Origin of the sequence: Enterobacter sp. 200527-13, from assembly GCF_027924865.1 — a bacterium.
Classification (GTDB): domain Bacteria; phylum Pseudomonadota; class Gammaproteobacteria; order Enterobacterales; family Enterobacteriaceae; genus Enterobacter; species Enterobacter ludwigii.
Genome location: NZ_BSCM01000001.1, coordinates 1899469 through 1916409, shown reverse-complemented (window position 1 = coordinate 1916409; position 16941 = coordinate 1899469). Strand labels below are relative to the sequence as shown.

General features: G+C 50.5%; 14 protein-coding genes and 1 tRNA gene. 10 read left to right on the top strand and 5 right to left on the bottom strand.

The window, feature by feature from the left end:
• Positions 1-111 precede the first annotated feature (111 nt).
• The 3 genes from QMG44_RS09260 to QMG44_RS09250 all read right to left on the bottom strand — a co-directional run bounded on the left by QMG44_RS09260 (position 112) and on the right by QMG44_RS09250 (position 1703).
• A tRNA-Tyr gene (locus QMG44_RS09260) sits at positions 112-196 on the bottom strand.
• A 157-nt stretch (positions 197-353) separates the two neighbouring features.
• Positions 354-1196 carry a formyltetrahydrofolate deformylase gene (gene purU / locus QMG44_RS09255; RefSeq protein WP_014170456.1) on the bottom strand — a complete coding sequence of 281 codons (843 nt, stop codon included), beginning with the start codon at positions 1194-1196 and terminating at the stop codon, positions 354-356.
• A gap of 48 nt (positions 1197-1244) precedes the next feature.
• Complete coding sequence (locus QMG44_RS09250) at positions 1245-1703, bottom strand: YchJ family protein (protein WP_025203926.1); 459 nt, start codon at positions 1701-1703, stop codon at positions 1245-1247.
• A gap of 114 nt (positions 1704-1817) precedes the next feature.
• Between QMG44_RS09250 and rssA the strand changes: the two genes are divergently transcribed.
• The 3 genes from rssA (at position 1818) to galU (ending at position 4934) form a co-directional block, all read left to right on the top strand.
• The gene (gene rssA, locus QMG44_RS09245; RefSeq protein WP_032669742.1) at positions 1818-2720 is read left to right on the top strand and encodes a patatin-like phospholipase RssA; all 903 of its coding nucleotides are present in this window, start codon (positions 1818-1820) and stop codon (positions 2718-2720) included.
• A 91-nt stretch (positions 2721-2811) separates the two neighbouring features.
• Positions 2812-3825, top strand: coding sequence for a two-component system response regulator RssB (rssB, locus tag QMG44_RS09240; RefSeq protein ID WP_014170453.1), 1014 nt, complete (start codon positions 2812-2814; stop codon positions 3823-3825).
• Positions 3826-4025: 200 nt separating this feature from the next.
• Positions 4026-4934 (top strand): UTP--glucose-1-phosphate uridylyltransferase GalU, encoded by a 909-nt coding sequence (gene galU, locus QMG44_RS09235; protein ID WP_014170452.1) that lies wholly within the window; start codon positions 4026-4028, stop codon positions 4932-4934.
• A 200-nt stretch (positions 4935-5134) separates the two neighbouring features.
• Here galU and hns read toward each other — a convergent pair whose 3' ends face one another.
• Positions 5135-5548, bottom strand: coding sequence for a histone-like nucleoid-structuring protein H-NS (gene hns / locus QMG44_RS09230; protein WP_008502781.1), 414 nt, complete (start codon positions 5546-5548; stop codon positions 5135-5137).
• Between the two features lie 549 nt (positions 5549-6097).
• Between hns and tdk the strand changes: the two genes are divergently transcribed.
• The gene (tdk, locus tag QMG44_RS09225; RefSeq protein ID WP_025203928.1) at positions 6098-6712 is read left to right on the top strand and encodes a thymidine kinase; all 615 of its coding nucleotides are present in this window, start codon (positions 6098-6100) and stop codon (positions 6710-6712) included.
• Positions 6713-6777: 65 nt separating this feature from the next.
• Here the strand turns inward: tdk and adhE are convergent, their stop codons facing one another.
• The gene (adhE, locus tag QMG44_RS09220; protein ID WP_025203929.1) at positions 6778-9456 is read right to left on the bottom strand and encodes a bifunctional acetaldehyde-CoA/alcohol dehydrogenase; all 2679 of its coding nucleotides are present in this window, start codon (positions 9454-9456) and stop codon (positions 6778-6780) included.
• 479 nt (positions 9457-9935) lie between these two features.
• On the opposite strand from adhE, the gene QMG44_RS09215 reads away from it, so the two are divergent.
• The 6 genes from QMG44_RS09215 (at position 9936) to oppF (ending at position 16940) form a co-directional block, all read left to right on the top strand.
• Entirely contained in the window at positions 9936-10583 is a 648-nt protein-coding gene (locus QMG44_RS09215) for a YchE family NAAT transporter (protein ID WP_014170449.1), read from the top strand.
• Between the two features lie 772 nt (positions 10584-11355).
• Positions 11356-12987, top strand: coding sequence for an oligopeptide ABC transporter substrate-binding protein OppA (gene oppA / locus QMG44_RS09210; RefSeq protein WP_020882381.1), 1632 nt, complete (start codon positions 11356-11358; stop codon positions 12985-12987).
• Between the two features lie 83 nt (positions 12988-13070).
• Positions 13071-13991, top strand: coding sequence for an oligopeptide ABC transporter permease OppB (gene oppB / locus QMG44_RS09205; protein WP_014170447.1), 921 nt, complete (start codon positions 13071-13073; stop codon positions 13989-13991).
• A gap of 14 nt (positions 13992-14005) precedes the next feature.
• Positions 14006-14914, top strand: a complete 909-nt coding sequence (gene oppC, locus QMG44_RS09200) for an oligopeptide ABC transporter permease OppC (protein WP_086532415.1) — start codon at positions 14006-14008, stop codon at positions 14912-14914.
• An 11-nt stretch (positions 14915-14925) separates the two neighbouring features.
• The gene (locus tag QMG44_RS09195; RefSeq protein WP_014170445.1) at positions 14926-15939 is read left to right on the top strand and encodes an ABC transporter ATP-binding protein; all 1014 of its coding nucleotides are present in this window, start codon (positions 14926-14928) and stop codon (positions 15937-15939) included.
• Positions 15936-16940 carry a murein tripeptide/oligopeptide ABC transporter ATP-binding protein OppF gene (gene oppF, locus QMG44_RS09190; RefSeq protein ID WP_014170444.1) on the top strand — a complete coding sequence of 335 codons (1005 nt, stop codon included), beginning with the start codon at positions 15936-15938 and terminating at the stop codon, positions 16938-16940. The genes QMG44_RS09195 and oppF overlap by 4 nt, the downstream gene beginning before the upstream one ends.
• Position 16941: the final 1 nt, after the last annotated feature.

The following is a 16941-nucleotide window of genomic DNA, read 5'->3' as shown; positions in this document are numbered from 1 at the left end:
GGGAAGGATTCGAACCTTCGAAGTCGATGACGGCAGATTTACAGTCTGCTCCCTTTGGCCGCTCGGGAACCCCACCAGGGGTAATTCAAATTTTGAGGTAATGCTGAGAGATGGTGGTGGGGGAAGGATTCGAACCTTCGAAGTCGATGACGGCAGATTTACAGTCTGCTCCCTTTGGCCGCTCGGGAACCCCACCACGGGGTAATGCTATTTACTGGCCTGCTTCCTGCTGGAAGCGGGGCGCATCATATCAAATGAGACGCCCCTGTAAAGCGTTACCACAATAAAAATAAACTGGTTGCCTGAATTTTACGCGTTAAGCTGTAAAGCTAACCAGTTCATTTTCTTGTCGATTAAAGAATAATCGTTCTGTTACCGTAAACGAACACACGTTGCGCCAGCACCTGATAGAGCGCACGACTGAGTACGTTCTTCTCTACGTCACGCCCGGCGCGCATCATATCTTCTGCGGTATAGGTGTGATCCACGTGAATCACGTCCTGCATAATGATTGGGCCTTCGTCCAGGTTGTCATTCACGTAGTGCGCGGTGGCGCCGATGATTTTCACACCGCGTTCGTACGCCTGGTGATAAGGACGTGCACCGATAAAGGCTGGCAGGAATGAGTGATGGATGTTGATGATCTTGTTCGGGAAACGCGCCACGAAAGATGGGGTCAGCACACGCATGTATTTTGCCAGTACCACGTAATCCGGGTTATGCGCTTCGATAGCATTGGCCATCAGGTTGTCATGTTCTTCACGGGTATGGCCTTCATGGCTGACCAGCTCAAACGGAATATCAAAACGTTCAACCAGCGTGCGCAGCGTCTCGTGGTTACCGATAACGGCAGCGATTTCAACATCGAGGCCACCGTAGTTTGCTTTCATCAACAGATCGCCAAGACAGTGGGCTTCTTTCGTCACAAGAATAACAACGCGACGACGGCCAGCGGGGGTCAGTTCACGCACGGAGCCTTCAGGCAGCGCGCTGTCGAGATCGGCAAGCAGGGTGGTGTCGTTGAAAATCCCTTCGAGTTCGGTACGCATAAAGAAGCGTCCGGTACGGTGGTCAACGAACTCGTTGTTCTGCACGATATTCAGTTCATGCTTATAACAAATGTTGGTAATTCGTGCGATCAGCCCTTTTTGATCGGGACAGATGGTGCGCAGAACTTTACGTTGTAGTGATTGCATCGCCGGGAAATCCTGTTTGAGTATTTGCGAAGTCTGGGTTGTCAGGCATTACTGCCCGCAACACTTTTTAAATTTTTTACCTGAACCACAAGGGCAGGGATCGTTACGACCAAACTGTGGGCGCGTTCCGTCAATATAATACCATTGCCCGCTTTCCTTTAAGAACCGGGAACGTTCGATAATGGCACCGGGCTTATTGCGTTCGATAAAGCGGGCAACGAAGCTGACATAACCTTCATCAGCATCACTTCCCGTTGACGATTCATAGACGGTAAGGCCGAGCCATTGGGTATTAGCAAATCCGGCTTCAATATCCTGTCTGAAATCGGCAGCGTGGCAGGACGGGTGCCAGGTTTTAATCAGGTAGTCTGCGTCTTTGATCACAAAAGCAGTATACCGTGAACGCATGAGGTGTGACGGGTCTGGTGCAACCTGATCGCCAGACAGATATCGCTGGCAACATAGGCTATACTCCAGAGCGCTACCACAAGGGCAGAGTTGAGACACGATTCTCTTCCTGGAACAAAAAATAAGGGCGTTAAACGCTTCGGGTAGCACCATGTTAACTGAGCAGTTGCGTTGATGCTATGTCAGGAATCCAGGGGACGTAAAACAGGGCTAATGAGAAAGGTTAAAATTGGACTGGCGCTGGGCTCAGGTGCAGCCCGGGGATGGTCGCACATCGGCGTGATAAATGCCTTAAAGCAGATGGGCATTGACGTTGATATTGTTGCAGGGTGTTCAATCGGATCGCTTGTGGGGTCCGCATACGCGTGTGGAAAGCTTCCGGAACTTGAAACCTGGGTACGCTCCTTCAGTTACTGGGACGTATTGCGCCTGATGGATCTCTCGTGGCAGCGCGGTGGGTTGCTGCGCGGTGAACGGGTCTTTAACCAGTTCCGTCAGATTATGCCTCTCGATGACTTCAGTCATTGTCAGTTACCCTTCGGTGCCGTTGCGACGAACCTCAGTACCGGCCGCGAACTCTGGCTTACCGAAGGGGATATCCATCTTGCCGTTCGCGCGTCCTGCAGCATGCCGGGCTTAATGGCCCCTGTTCCGCACAACGGTTACTGGCTTGTCGACGGAGGCGTTGTTAACCCGGTCCCCATTTCCCTGACCCGCGCTATGGGTGCCGATATCGTTATTGCTGTGGATTTACAGCACGACGCTCATCTGATGCAACAAGACCTGATGCCAGTCAATCTTCAGAGTGAAGATGCCGAGGGCGAAAAACTGGCCTGGCATGAGCGTCTGCGCGGACGTCTCGGGCGCATGGCCGCCCGGCGTGCGGTAACTGCACCCACGGCGATTGAAATTATGACGACCTCAATCCAGGTCCTGGAGAACCGCCTCAAGCGCAACCGCATGGCTGGCGACCCGCCGGATATTCTGCTTCAGCCGTATTGTCCGCAAATTTCTACCCTTGATTTCCATCGGGCTGAGGCCGCCATCGCAGCGGGCTCGTTAGCCGTCGAAAAGAAAATAGATGAGTTGCTGCCTTTTGTGCGAACAGCACGTTAAGCACCTTTTTTTGACTACTTCAGCAAAATCTGACAGGCGACAGTGCCGATAGCATGCCACTATGTAGTTACTGTCAGCCAGGGGAGGAACCATGACGAAGCCATTGGCCGGAAAACACATTTTGATTGTTGAAGACGAGCCCGTTTTCCGATCGCTACTGGATTCGTGGTTATCATCACTGGGGGCAAACACTTCACTGGCTGACGATGGCATCGACGCGCTGGAAAAAATGGTCAATATCACGCCTGATCTGATGATTTGTGACCTTGAAATGCCACGGATGAATGGACTGAAGCTGGTCGAACATCTGCGCAATGAAGCCAACCAGATGCCGATACTGGTGATTTCCGCCACAGAGAACATGGCGGATATAGCCAAAGCCTTGCGTCTGGGGGTTCAGGATATTCTGCTTAAACCGGTTAAAGATCTTAACCGGCTTCGTGAAACCGTCTTAGCCTGTCTTTATCCAAATATGTTTAATTCCCGGGTTGAGGAAGAGGAACGCCTTTTCCAGGACTGGGACGCCTTAGTGAGTAATCCCCCTGCGGCGGCGAAACTGTTGCAAGAACTTCAACCGCCGGTACAACAAAATATTTCTCACTGTCGTGTGAATTATCGTCAGCTGGTGGCCGCTGACCAGCCAGGGCTGGTGCTCGATATTGCGCCATTATCGGATTCAGACCTTGCATTTTATTGTCTTGATGTCACCCGGGCAGGGGATAATGGTGTATTAGCCGCGTTATTACTTCGCGCGCTATTTAACGGGTTGCTGCAGGAACAACTCTCCCATCAGGGACAGCGGCTTCCCGAGTTAGGCAGTTTACTCAAACAGGTAAACCAGCTTTTTCGTCAGGCCAATTTACCCGGACAGTTTCCGCTGTTGGTAGGTTATTACCACAGCGGTTTGAAAAATCTTATCCTCGTTTCCGCGGGGCTTAATGCCTCGCTGAATACCGGGGAACATCATATTCAGGTCAGTAACGGTGTCCCGCTTGGAACATTGGGTACGGCTTATCTTAATCAAATTAGCCATCGCTGTTCCTCCTGGCAGTGCCAAATTTGGGGTGCTGGGGGACGGCTACGCTTAATGTTGTCCACGGAATAAGCAGTTGGATCTTAATTTTAAGATTGCTTTACCTGTGATTTACGGGGAGTGCTACTATCGCTGCCCGGAATCATGCGTATTTGTCCTAATTGATCGGCAACGCGTTCTTTTCAGACCCGGACTGCGGGATGAGGCTGATATACTTAACGCGTTATTTATTGCATAAAAGTTCAAAACTTGAACAGCTCAGGAGAATTTGAATGGCTGCCCTAAATTCGAAAGTCAGAAAGGCCGTCATCCCGGTAGCGGGATTGGGGACCAGGATGTTACCAGCAACTAAGGCGATTCCTAAAGAGATGCTGCCTCTGGTTGATAAGCCATTAATTCAGTATGTCGTTAACGAATGTATCGCGGCCGGCATTACTGAAATTGTGCTGGTTACACATTCATCAAAAAACTCTATCGAAAACCACTTCGATACAAGTTTTGAACTCGAAGCCATGCTGGAAAAACGTGTTAAGCGCCAGCTGCTGGAAGAAGTTCAGTCTATTTGCCCGCCACACGTCACCATTATGCAGGTGCGTCAGGGCCTGGCTAAAGGTCTGGGCCACGCAGTCATGTGTGCGCATCCCGTTGTAGGCGATGAGCCTGTTGCGGTGATCCTGCCTGACGTTATTCTGGACGAATATGAATCAGATCTTTCTCAGGACAATCTGGCTGAGATGATCAAACGCTTCGATGAAACAGGCAGCAGCCAGATCATGGTTGAACCTGTGGATGACGTTACCGCTTACGGTGTTGTTGACTGCAAAGGCGTTAACCTTGAACCGGGTGAGAGCGTGCCGATGATTGGCGTGGTTGAGAAGCCTAAAGCCGACGTAGCGCCTTCTAATCTGGCGGTTGTAGGTCGTTATGTCCTGAGTGCTGAAATCTGGCCTCTGCTGGCGAAAACGCCTCCAGGAGCGGGTGATGAAATCCAGCTTACCGATGCCATTGATATGCTGATCGAGAAAGAGACCGTTGAAGCTTACCATATGAAAGGTAAGAGCCATGACTGCGGTAATAAGCTCGGTTATATGCAGGCGTTTGTAGAATATGGCATTCGCCACAATACGCTCGGTGAAGAATTTAAAGCCTGGCTCAAAGAGAGCGCGGGTATTAAGAAATAACTCAGGCTTCATTTGATCTGAACCGGTGAGGCTCTGCCCACCGGTTTTTTTATGCCCATAACACACCGTCATCACGTCCGATTGTAAGGCAAGCTAAATAGCCAAATAACGCTTTATGACAGAGTGTAAGGGGATGTTTGCGGTAAATTGCGGGTAAAAAAAATCCCGCATTACGCGGGATTTTTCTGGAAGCGAGATGATTAATCCTTGATCAGGAAGTCATCCAGCTGTTTACCTTGCTCGTCCATTGCTTTCTTGATAACAGCAGGAGTACGACCCTGGCCGGTCCAGGTTTTAGTTTCGCCGTTCTCGTCAACATAGCTATATTTAGCAGGACGAGCAGCGCGTTTTGCTTTGGTACCGGTTTTAGCTGCAGCCATGCTGTTCAGCAATTCATTTGGATCGATACCATCAGCAATCAGCATTTCACGATATTGCTGCAGTTTACGAGTACGCTCTTCGATTTCAGCAGCAGCAGCGCTTTCTTCTTCGCGACGTTCATTAACTACAACTTCTAATTTTTCCAGCATTTCTTCAAGCGTTTCGAGGGTACATTCTCTTGCCTGCGCACGAAGAGTACGGATGTTGTTCAGAATTTTAAGTGCTTCGCTCATTGTAGTAATCTCAAACTTATAATGGGGGGTGGTTTGTTGTCCTAATAATAGAGCGATAAATTCAGTTGTGCAATAGCTGGGAATGTAAGGAATTCAAAAAATAGTGAATATTGCCGCTATTATTAATTACGCTAACTTAAATTTCATAACCCGCCAGTCTCGCTTGTTATCACGTAAAGTGGCTTAACGCAGTCGATTGCATCTTTTTTTTGTGACATTTGCCTCAGGAATTATAGTTGCGGCGGATAAATATCAGCCTTTTGTATTAGTTTACACCGGGTATGTTAAGGCAGAAATAGTTAATAAATAGTGAATTTTAATGAACGATGATTCCACTATAAAATGAAGTGTTATGTTTGGCTGACCCTATAACATATTGGCTGGGGTGGATGCGTTTACTTCATGTTTTAACGCATTATTTTTACAAAATGCCGGCGGTAAACCTCGCGCTGAACCGCATAGTCTGTGCGTCGTATCGCTGATAACCAGACAAAATATGGTACAATGAATCATCGGTAATATTACACATTGATTAGGGTTTTACGGCCAATGGCACAACTTTATTTCTACTATTCGGCAATGAATGCCGGGAAATCGACAGCGCTACTGCAATCCTCATACAATTACCAGGAACGTGGGATGCGTACCGTTGTTTATACGGCTGAAATTGACGACCGCTTTGGTGCAGGGAAGGTGAGTTCCAGAATAGGCCTCTCATCGCCTGCGAGGCTGTTTAACCCGCAAACTGACCTGCTGGAGGATATCCGCACAGCGCATGCTTCACAGCCCATCCATTGTGTTCTGGTTGATGAAAGCCAGTTTCTGACGCGTGAGCAAGTTCATGCGCTTTCAGAGGTTGTCGATGAGCTTGATATTCCCGTTCTGTGCTATGGGTTGCGCACTGACTTTCGTGGTGAGCTATTTGCCGGCAGCCAGTATTTACTTGCGTGGTCGGATAAACTCGTTGAACTTAAAACCATCTGTTTTTGCGGCCGTAAAGCCAGCATGGTGCTTCGCCTCGACCAGGCCGGAAAACCCTATGCTGATGGCGAGCAGGTGGTCATAGGAGGCAATGAGCGCTACGTATCGGTGTGCCGTAAGCATTATAAGGAAGCGTTGATTGTCGGCTCACTGACGGCGCTTCAGCCTGACAACCGCAAATAATCCTTCATAGTAAAATGCAGACATAAAAAAACCCGCCAGAGGCGGGTTTTTTATCAGGCTGTCAGTTACGCGTTTTTCTTCGCTTTCTTGTCAGCTTTAATGACAGGTGCGTCTACTTTCACAGCAACAGTGTCATTTTCTTTGAACTCGCGGCCGTAGAAGGTATCCAGCAGGATCTGTTTCAGCTCAGAGATCAGCGGGTAGCGCGGGTTGGCACCGGTACACTGGTCATCGAATGCATCTTCAGACAGCTTATCAACATGCGCGAGGAAGTCAGCTTCCTGAACGCCCGCTTCACGGATAGATTTAGGAATACCCAGCTCAGCTTTAAGACTTTCCAGCCATGCCAGCAGTTTCTCAATCTTCGCCGCAGTACGGTCGCCCGGTGCGCTCAGACCCAGGTGGTCTGCGATTTCAGCGTAACGACGACGTGCCTGTGGACGGTCGTACTGGCTGAAAGCAGTCTGCTTGGTTGGGTTGTCGTTCGCGTTATAACGGATAACGTTGCTGATCAACAGGGCGTTCGCCAGACCGTGAGGAATGTGGAACTGTGAACCCAGTTTGTGTGCCATTGAGTGGCAAACACCCAGGAAGGCGTTAGCAAACGCGATACCGGCGATGGTTGCTGCACTGTGAACACGTTCACGGGCAACCGGGTTTTTAGACCCTTCATTATAAGACGCTGGCAGGTTTTCTTTCAGCAGTTTCAGAGCCTGCAGAGCCTGACCGTCAGAGAACTCAGAAGCCAGGACGGAAACGTAAGCTTCCAGGGCGTGAGTCACTGCATCCAGACCACCGAACGCACAGAGTGATTTCGGCATTTCCATGACCAGGTTGGCATCAACGATAGCCATGTCTGGCGTCAGCGCGTAGTCAGCCAGTGGGTATTTCTGACCGGTTGCATCGTCGGTTACAACGGCAAACGGCGTGACTTCTGAACCTGTACCGGAAGTGGTAGTAACGGCGATCATTTTCGCTTTTACGCCCATTTTCGGGAACTTGTAGATACGTTTACGGATGTCCATAAAGCGCAGCGCCAGTTCTTCGAAGTGTGTTTCTGGGTGCTCGTACATAACCCACATGATTTTCGCGGCGTCCATTGGGGAACCACCACCCAGTGCGATGATCACATCGGGTTTGAAGGAGTTCGCCAGTTCAGCACCTTTACGTACTACGGTCAGGGTTGGGTCAGCTTCAACTTCAAAGAACACTTCAGTTTCAACGCCAGCCGCTTTCAGAACAGAAGTGATCTGATCTGCGTAGCCGTTGTTGAACAGGAAACGGTCAGTCACGATGAGCGCACGTTTGTGGCCATCAGTAATCACTTCATCCAGCGCGATTGGCAGAGAGCCACGGCGGAAGTAGATAGATTTCGGAAGTTTGTGCCACAACATGTTTTCAGCTCGCTTAGCAACGGTTTTCTTGTTGATCAGGTGTTTTGGACCAACGTTTTCAGAGATGGAGTTACCACCCCAGGAACCACAACCCAGAGTCAGGGAAGGTGCGAGTTTGAAGTTGTACAGGTCACCGATACCACCCTGAGAAGCCGGGGTGTTAATCAGGATGCGCGCAGTTTTCATCATCTGACCGAAGTGAGCAACGCGCTCTGGCTGGTTATCCTGGTCGGTGTACAGGCAAGAGGTATGACCGATACCCCCCATTGCAACCAGTTTCTCCGCTTTTACTACCGCGTCTTCAAAATCTTTCGCACGGTACATAGCAAGCGTAGGCGAGAGTTTTTCGTGAGCGAACGGTTCGCTTTCGTCGACAACTTTAACTTCGCCGATCAGAATCTTGGTGGTTGCCGGAACGGTAAAGCCGGCGAGTTCAGCGATTTTATAGGCTGGCTGACCAACGATGGCGGCGTTCAGCGCGCCGTTTTTCAGAATGATATCCTGAACGGCTTTCAGCTCTTTGCCCTGCAGCATGTAGCCGCCGTGGCTGGCGAAACGTTCGCGAACCGCATCATAGACGGAATCTACAACAACAACGGACTGTTCAGACGCACAGATAACACCGTTGTCGAAGGTTTTAGACATCAGTACAGATGCAACAGCACGTTTAATATCGGCCGTTTCGTCGATAACAACAGGCGTGTTACCCGCACCTACACCGATAGCCGGTTTACCGGAGCTGTATGCTGCTTTAACCATGCCAGGACCACCGGTTGCCAGGATCAGGTTAATGTCCGGGTGGTGCATCAGGGCGTTAGACAGTTCAACAGACGGTTGGTCGATCCAGCCGATCAGATCTTTTGGCGCACCCGCAGCGATAGCAGCCTGCAGCACGATATCCGCTGCTTTGTTGGTGGCATCTTTAGCTCGTGGGTGAGGGGAGAAGATGATTGCGTTACGGGTCTTCAGGCTGATCAGCGATTTGAAGATGGCGGTAGACGTTGGGTTAGTCGTTGGAACGATACCGCAAATAATACCGATAGGTTCAGCAATGGTGATGGTACCGAAGGTATGATCTTCAGCCAGGACGCCGCAAGTCTTCTCATCTTTATAGGCGTTATAGATATACTCTGAAGCAAAGTGGTTTTTGATCACTTTATCTTCAACGATACCCATGCCGGATTCAGCAACGGCCATTTTAGCGAGAGGGATTCGAGCATCTGCAGCAGCCAGAGCGGCCGCGCGGAAGATTTTATCAACCTGTTCTTGGGTGAAATTGGCGTATTCACGCTGGGCTTTTTTCACGCGCTCGACGAGTGCGTTCAGTTCAGCGATATTAGTAACAGCCATAATGCTCTCCTGATAATGTTTAAACTCTTTTAGTAAACCAGCGCTCGATACGTCTGACAGTATAGACAGAGCCACTACGACTTGCGTTAGATAAAGTAAAACAAAGAGTTACTTTATGCTCTGGCGCGCTAACTTACTAAAAGAGCCTTACCTTAACATCATCCCTTTGTGACAGGTGACCTTCCTGGGGGGCGTAATCAAGATTACTCACTTCTGAGTACGAAAATCATGATCTGCGTCAATTTTTCCCCAAGCTGATACCTTTCAGCAGGGTTATTTATTGTAGATATTTCCAGTGTTAAATAATTAAGTAACTATTGGAAGCGACGCTATCACGGATTCTACATCTGTTTAACATCCTGAAAGGATAACGTTTAGGCACAGATTTCTGGTGAAGTATGCTCATAAAAAGCGTATCTTCAGCGCGATTTTTCATGACAAAGTGTCAGTCCCGGGCATGTGCATAAGCGGAGCAAAACGTGATCCAAACGCTCTTTGATTTTCCAACGTATTTTAAATTTTTTATTGGTCTGTTTGCCCTGGTCAACCCGGTAGGGATCATCCCTGTCTTCATTAGTATGACCAGTTACCAGACGGCGGCGGCCAGGAACAAAACCAACCTCACCGCTAACCTGTCAGTGGCCATTATCTTGCTCACCTCGCTTTTCCTGGGTGATGCCATTCTCCAGCTGTTCGGCATTTCAATTGATTCTTTCCGCATCGCAGGTGGCATCCTGGTGGTGACCATTGCCATGTCGATGATCAGCGGTAAGCTGGGTGAGGATAAACAGAACAAACAGGAGAAATCAGAAACCGCCATTCGCGAAAGTATCGGCGTGGTCCCGCTTGCGTTGCCTTTAATGGCAGGGCCTGGTGCGATCAGTTCCACCATTGTCTGGGGAACACGTTACCATAGCCTGATGCACCTGATTGGCTTTTCTGTCGCCATCGCTATCTTCGCACTGTGTTGTTGGGGTGTTTTCCGCATGGCACCCTGGCTGGTGCGCTGGCTGGGGCAAACGGGCATCAACGTCATTACGCGTATCATGGGGCTGTTGTTGATGGCGTTAGGCATCGAATTTATTGTCACCGGTATTAAAAGCATTTTCCCCGGCTTACTGCACTAATATTTCAAATGAAAGAACGGGGCCTGCGGCTCCGTTTTTTTACGTGATTATCAGCAAATCATATAACTAAAGTTGAAATGCTCACATATCATAATAAATTCTACTAATAATCCGCTTTTCTTATATTTCAATAAGTTATCAATTTGCTTCGTGCCTCTCTGCGCATAAAACCTTCAATCGATCTGTTATTTTACTCACATGATACTCTGGGGCTTGCTGAGTCATAACCGAAATGATATTAGTAATTTCAACGTTCCCCTAGAGGAATGTGCTAAATAATAATTAGTTGTTAAATTTTTGTACAAAACCACTCGATGATAGCGCAGCGACGCGCTTGTAGAGAATGTTTTCTCTATCATATTGAATACAAATGTTTTTATGCGGTATTTGTTGTCAGGCAGGGCTGCCCCCCGAGATACGGCACTCACCGTAAAAGAGAATTGCTTAACAAATTTGCAAAATGTATTGGCGCGCGTTTACGCCATTTGATACTTTCCGGCCTAATATTTTGCAGCATAAAACAAGCAGATGAGAATTATTTTCATATAGTCCTCTTCTCAGATATCCAGCACAGGCCTCAGACAGGGGAGACCTGTGAAGAATCGACGCAAGACGGCCATACGAGCGGTCAGTAATAAAAAAGTCGGTGATAGCAAGAAGTAAAAAGAAGAACCTGACAGCAGCAAAAAAAACTCCTGCGCTGTACAGGCCCCAACAGGGGATTACACAGCTGGCGAAGGCCAGTAATTATAATGAGTGGAGTACCAACACAATGTCCATCATCACAAAAAAAAATCTGGTAGCGGCGGGGATTTTAACTGCGCTAATCGCGGGCAACGCTGCAATGGCTGCGGACGTTCCTGCAGGCGTTCAACTGGCTGAGAAACAGACGCTGGTTCGTAACAACGGTGCGGAAGTGCAGTCTCTTGACCCGCACAAAATTGAAGGTGTTCCGGAGTCTAACGTCAACCGCGACCTGTTCGAAGGCTTGCTGGTGACCGACGTAGACGGCCACCCGGCACCGGGTGTGGCGGAAAAATGGGAAAATAAAGATTTCAAAGTCTGGACCTTCCATCTGCGTAAAGATGCGAAATGGTCCGACGGTACGCCGGTTACCGCCGAAGATTTCGTGTATAGCTGGCAGCGTCTGGCGAATCCAACCACCGCCTCTCCGTATGCGAGCTACCTGCAATATGGCCACATCGCCAATATTGATGACATCATCGCCGGTAAAAAACCGGTCACCGACCTGGGTGTGAAAGCGATTGATGCCAATACCTTTGAAGTGACGTTGAGCGAGCCTGTTCCGTACTTCTACAAATTACTGGTTCACCCGTCCGTTTCCCCGGTACCAAAATCCGCGGTGGAAAAATTTGGTGAAAAATGGACCCAGCCTGCCAATATCGTGACCAACGGTGCTTATAAACTGAAAGACTGGGTGGTCAACGAACGTATGGTTCTGGAGCGTAACCCGCAGTACTGGGATAACGCGAAAACCGTCATTAATCAGGTAACCTACCTGCCAATCTCTTCTGAAGTCACTGACGTTAACCGTTACCGCAGCGGCGAAATCGACATGACCTATAACAACATGCCGATTGAACTGTTCCAGAAGCTGAAAAAAGAGATCCCGAAAGAAGTGCATGTTGATCCGTATCTCTGCACTTATTACTACGAAATCAACAACCAGAAAGCACCTTTCACCGATGTGCGCGTGCGTACAGCGCTGAAGCTGGCACTGGATCGCGATATTATCGTGAACAAAGTGAAAAACCAGGGCGACCTGCCGGCATACAGCTATACCCCTCCTTATACCGACGGTATGAAACTGGTTGAGCCTGAGTGGTTCAAGTGGTCACAGGAAAAACGTAACGAAGAAGCGAAAAAACTGCTGGCTGAAGCCGGTTATACCGCTGACAAGCCGCTGACGTTTAACCTGCTGTACAACACGTCTGACCTGCATAAAAAACTGGCTATCGCCGTCGCGTCTATCTGGAAGAAAAACCTGGGCGTGAACGTGAAGCTGGAAAACCAGGAGTGGAAAACCTTCCTGGATACCCGTCATCAGGGGACGTTCGACGTGGCGCGTGCCGGCTGGTGTGCGGACTATAACGAACCAACATCCTTCCTGAACACCATGCTGAGTGACAGTTCGAATAATACCGCGCACTATAAGAGCCCGGCATTCGATAAGATCATTACAGATACGCTGAAAGTCACAGACGATGCGCAGCGCGCTGATCTGTACGCGAAATCAGAAGAGCAGCTCGATAAAGACTCTGCAATTGTACCGGTCTATTACTACGTTAACGCCCGCCTGGTGAAACCGTGGGTAGGGGGTTATACCGGTAAAGACCCGTTGGATAATATTTCCGTTAAGAATCTTTATATTATCAAGCATTAATGGCAATACGTGGGGCAGGCCTGGCTTGCCCCACTGTGTCTACTTTGTAACATTCATCAGGCACACGCCAGAAGGTACGGGCAATGTTGAAATTTATCCTGCGTCGCTGCTTAGAAGCGATACCAACGTTATTTATTCTAATTACGATTTCCTTCTTTATGATGCGTCTCGCGCCGGGAAGTCCATTTACCGGTGAACGTACGCTGCCACCGGAAGTGATGGCCAATATCGAAGCGAAGTATCACTTAAACGATCCTATCTCCACGCAGTACTTCAACTATCTGAAGCAACTGGCGCACGGTGATTTTGGGCCGTCATTCAAATACAAAGACTATTCCGTTAACGACCTGGTGGCGTCCAGCTTCCCTGTCTCGGCGAAACTGGGTGCTGCAGCATTCATCCTTGCCGTCGTTCTCGGCGTCACCGCGGGCGTTATTGCCGCGCTCAAACAAAATACCAAATGGGATTATACCGTAATGGGGGTGGCGATGACCGGGGTGGTTATACCCAGCTTCGTTGTCGCGCCATTACTGGTGATGATATTTGCCATTACGCTGAAATGGCTGCCCGGAGGCGGCTGGAACGGTGGGGCGCTGAAGTTCATGATTTTGCCAATGGTGGCACTCTCCCTGGCTTATATCGCCAGTATCGCGCGTATCACCCGCGGTTCCATGATTGAAGTCCTGCACTCGAACTTCATCCGTACCGCGCGTGCGAAAGGGCTGCCGATGCGCCGGATTATATTCCGCCATGCACTCAAGCCTGCACTCCTGCCCGTGCTCTCCTACCTGGGGCCGGCATTCGTTGGGATCATCACCGGCTCAATGGTTATCGAAACCATCTACGGTCTGCCGGGCATTGGTCAGCTGTTCGTTAATGGTGCGCTGAACCGCGACTATTCACTGGTACTGAGCCTGACAATCCTTGTCGGCGCACTGACCATTTTGTTTAACGCTATCGTCGATGTGCTGTATGCCGTTATCGACCCGAAAATCCGTTACTGATACTGGAGCACGCCATGATGTTGAGTAAGAAAAACAGCGAGGCGCTGGAAAACTTCAGTGAAAAACTGGAAGTAGAAGGTCGTAGCCTCTGGCAAGACGCCCGTCGTCGCTTTATGCATAACCGCGCCGCGGTCGCCAGCCTGGTTGTTCTGGTGCTCATCGCGCTGTTTGTCATCCTGGCGCCGATTCTGTCGCAATTTACCTATTTCGACACCGACTGGGGCATGATGTCCAGCGCACCCGATATGACGTCCGGGCACTATTTTGGTACGGATTCCTCAGGGCGCGACCTGCTGGTGCGTGTCGCTATCGGTGGCCGCATTTCGCTGATGGTTGGTATTGCTGCCGCCCTGGTGGCGGTGATCGTGGGTACGCTTTACGGCTCACTCTCAGGCTACCTTGGCGGTAAAGTGGACTCCGTCATGATGCGTATGCTGGAAATCTTAAACTCCTTCCCGTTCATGTTCTTCGTTATCCTGCTGGTGACCTTCTTTGGCCAGAATATCCTGTTGATCTTCGTGGCAATCGGGATGGTGTCCTGGCTGGATATGGCGCGAATCGTTCGTGGTCAGACGCTGAGTCTTAAGCGTAAAGAGTTTATCGAAGCGGCGCAGGTGGGCGGTGTCTCCACCGGTAATATTGTGGTTCGCCATATCGTTCCTAACGTGCTCGGCGTGGTGGTGGTATATGCCTCGCTGCTGGTACCAAGCATGATCCTGTTTGAATCTTTCCTGAGCTTCCTGGGTCTGGGTACACAAGAGCCACTGAGCAGCTGGGGCGCGCTTCTGAGTGATGGTGCAAACTCAATGGAAGTCTCACCGTGGTTGCTTCTGTACCCGGCGGGCTTCCTGGTCGTCACCCTGTTTTGTTTCAACTTTATCGGCGATGGCCTGCGTGATGCCCTCGACCCGAAAGACCGTTAAGGAGCGCCGTCATGACGATTATTGAAACGGCCACTGCGCCACAGGCGCAACAGCAGGGTAACCTTCTGCTGGACGTAAAAGACCTCCGCGTGACCTTTAAAACGCCGGATGGCGATGTGACCGCCGTGAACGATCTCAACTTCAACCTGCGTGCGGGTGAAACGCTGGGGATCGTGGGCGAGTCGGGTTCCGGTAAATCCCAAACCGCCTTTGCGTTGATGGGGCTGCTGGCGTCTAACGGTGTCATTGGCGGTTCCGCCAAATTCAACGGGCGTGAGATCCTCAACCTGCCGGAATACGAGCTGAACAAGCTGCGCGCTGAGCAGATTTCGATGATATTCCAGGACCCGATGACCTCGCTGAACCCGTATATGCGTGTCGGCGAGCAGCTGATGGAAGTGCTGATGCTGCACAAAGGCCTGGGCAAAGCAGAAGCCTTTGAGGAGTCCGTCAAAATGCTCGACGCGGTGAAAATGCCGGAAGCGCGCAAGCGTATGCGCATGTTCCCGCATGAGTTCTCCGGCGGTATGCGTCAGCGTGTCATGATTGCGATGGCGCTGATGTGCCGGCCAAAACTGCTGATTGCCGATGAACCGACCACCGCGCTTGATGTGACCGTCCAGGCACAGATCATGACGCTGCTGAACGAGCTTAAGCGTGAGTTCAACACCGCGATTATCATGATCACTCACGATCTGGGCGTAGTGGCCGGTATCTGTGACAAGGTACTGGTGATGTATGCCGGTCGCACCATGGAATATGGTAAGGCGCGCGACGTGTTCTACCAGCCTGCACACCCTTACTCCATTGGTTTGCTGAATGCAGTGCCGCGCCTCGATGCAGAAGGGGAATCCCTGCTGACCATCCCTGGCAACCCGCCAAACCTGCTGCGTCTGCCGAAAGGCTGTCCGTTCCAGCCACGCTGCCCGCACGCGATGGAAATCTGCAATACCGCGCCGCCGCTGGAAGAGTTTGCACCAGGCCGTCTGCGCGCCTGCTTTAAGCCGCAGGAGGATCTGGTATGAACGCATTAGATGAAAAAAGAAATGTCCTGCTCGAAATTGCTGACCTTAAGGTGCATTTCGACATTAAAGACGGAAAACAGTGGTTCTGGCAGCCGCCGAAAACCCTGAAAGCGGTCGATGGCGTAACGCTTCGTCTGTATGAAGGGGAAACCCTGGGGGTGGTGGGTGAGTCCGGCTGCGGTAAATCCACGTTTGCGCGTGCCATCATAGGCCTCGTGAAAGCCACCGACGGCAAAGTTGCCTGGCTGGGTAAAGATCTGCTGGGCATGAAGCCAGACGAGTGGCGCGATGTGCGTAGCGACATCCAGATGATTTTCCAGGATCCGCTGGCCTCATTGAACCCGCGTATGACCATCGGGGAGATCATTGCTGAGCCACTGCGGACCTATCATCCGAAGATGCCGCGTCAGGAAGTACGCGACCGTGTGAAGGCAATGATGATGAAAGTGGGCTTGTTGCCTAACCTCGTCAACCGTTACCCGCACGAATTCTCCGGTGGTCAGTGCCAGCGTATCGGTATCGCCCGCGCCTTGATCCTTGAGCCGAAGCTGATTATCTGTGACGAGCCCGTCTCGGCGCTGGACGTCTCTATTCAGGCGCAGGTGGTTAACCTGCTGCAGAAACTGCAGCGTGAAATGGGGCTGTCGCTGATCTTCATTGCGCATGACCTCGCGGTGGTGAAACACATTTCTGACCGCGTACTGGTGATGTATCTGGGTCATGCGGTAGAATTAGGGACTTACGATGAGGTGTACCATAACCCACTGCACCCATATACCCGGGCACTGATGTCTGCGGTACCGATTCCCGATCCGGATCTGGAAAAAAATAAAACCATCCAGCTTCTGGAAGGTGAATTACCGTCCCCGATTAACCCGCCGTCCGGTTGTGTATTCCGTACGCGATGCCCGATGGCCGGGCCGGAATGTGCAAAAACACGTCCGGTTCTGGAGGGCAGTTTCCGACATGCGGTTTCCTGCCTGAAAGTAGACCCGTTATAAT

Bases quoted from the DNA above. Each gene is read 5' to 3' on its own strand.
- rssA (WP_032669742.1), top strand. From the start codon at position 1,818: ATGAGAAAGGTTAAAATTGGACTGGCGCTGGGCTCAGGTGCAGCCCGG.
- oppB (WP_014170447.1), top strand. From the start codon at position 13,071: ATGTTGAAATTTATCCTGCGTCGCTGCTTAGAAGCGATACCAACGTTA.
- rssB (WP_014170453.1), top strand. From the start codon at position 2,812: ATGACGAAGCCATTGGCCGGAAAACACATTTTGATTGTTGAAGACGAG.
- hns (WP_008502781.1), bottom strand. From the start codon at position 5,548: ATGAGCGAAGCACTTAAAATTCTGAACAACATCCGTACTCTTCGTGCG.
- oppA (WP_020882381.1), top strand. From the start codon at position 11,356: ATGTCCATCATCACAAAAAAAAATCTGGTAGCGGCGGGGATTTTAACT.
- purU (WP_014170456.1), bottom strand. From the start codon at position 1,196: ATGCAATCACTACAACGTAAAGTTCTGCGCACCATCTGTCCCGATCAA.
- oppC (WP_086532415.1), top strand. From the start codon at position 14,006: ATGATGTTGAGTAAGAAAAACAGCGAGGCGCTGGAAAACTTCAGTGAA.
- QMG44_RS09195 (WP_014170445.1), top strand. From the start codon at position 14,926: ATGACGATTATTGAAACGGCCACTGCGCCACAGGCGCAACAGCAGGGT.
- tdk (WP_025203928.1), top strand. From the start codon at position 6,098: ATGGCACAACTTTATTTCTACTATTCGGCAATGAATGCCGGGAAATCG.
- oppF (WP_014170444.1), top strand. From the start codon at position 15,936: ATGAACGCATTAGATGAAAAAAGAAATGTCCTGCTCGAAATTGCTGAC.
- adhE (WP_025203929.1), bottom strand. From the start codon at position 9,456: ATGGCTGTTACTAATATCGCTGAACTGAACGCACTCGTCGAGCGCGTG.
- galU (WP_014170452.1), top strand. From the start codon at position 4,026: ATGGCTGCCCTAAATTCGAAAGTCAGAAAGGCCGTCATCCCGGTAGCG.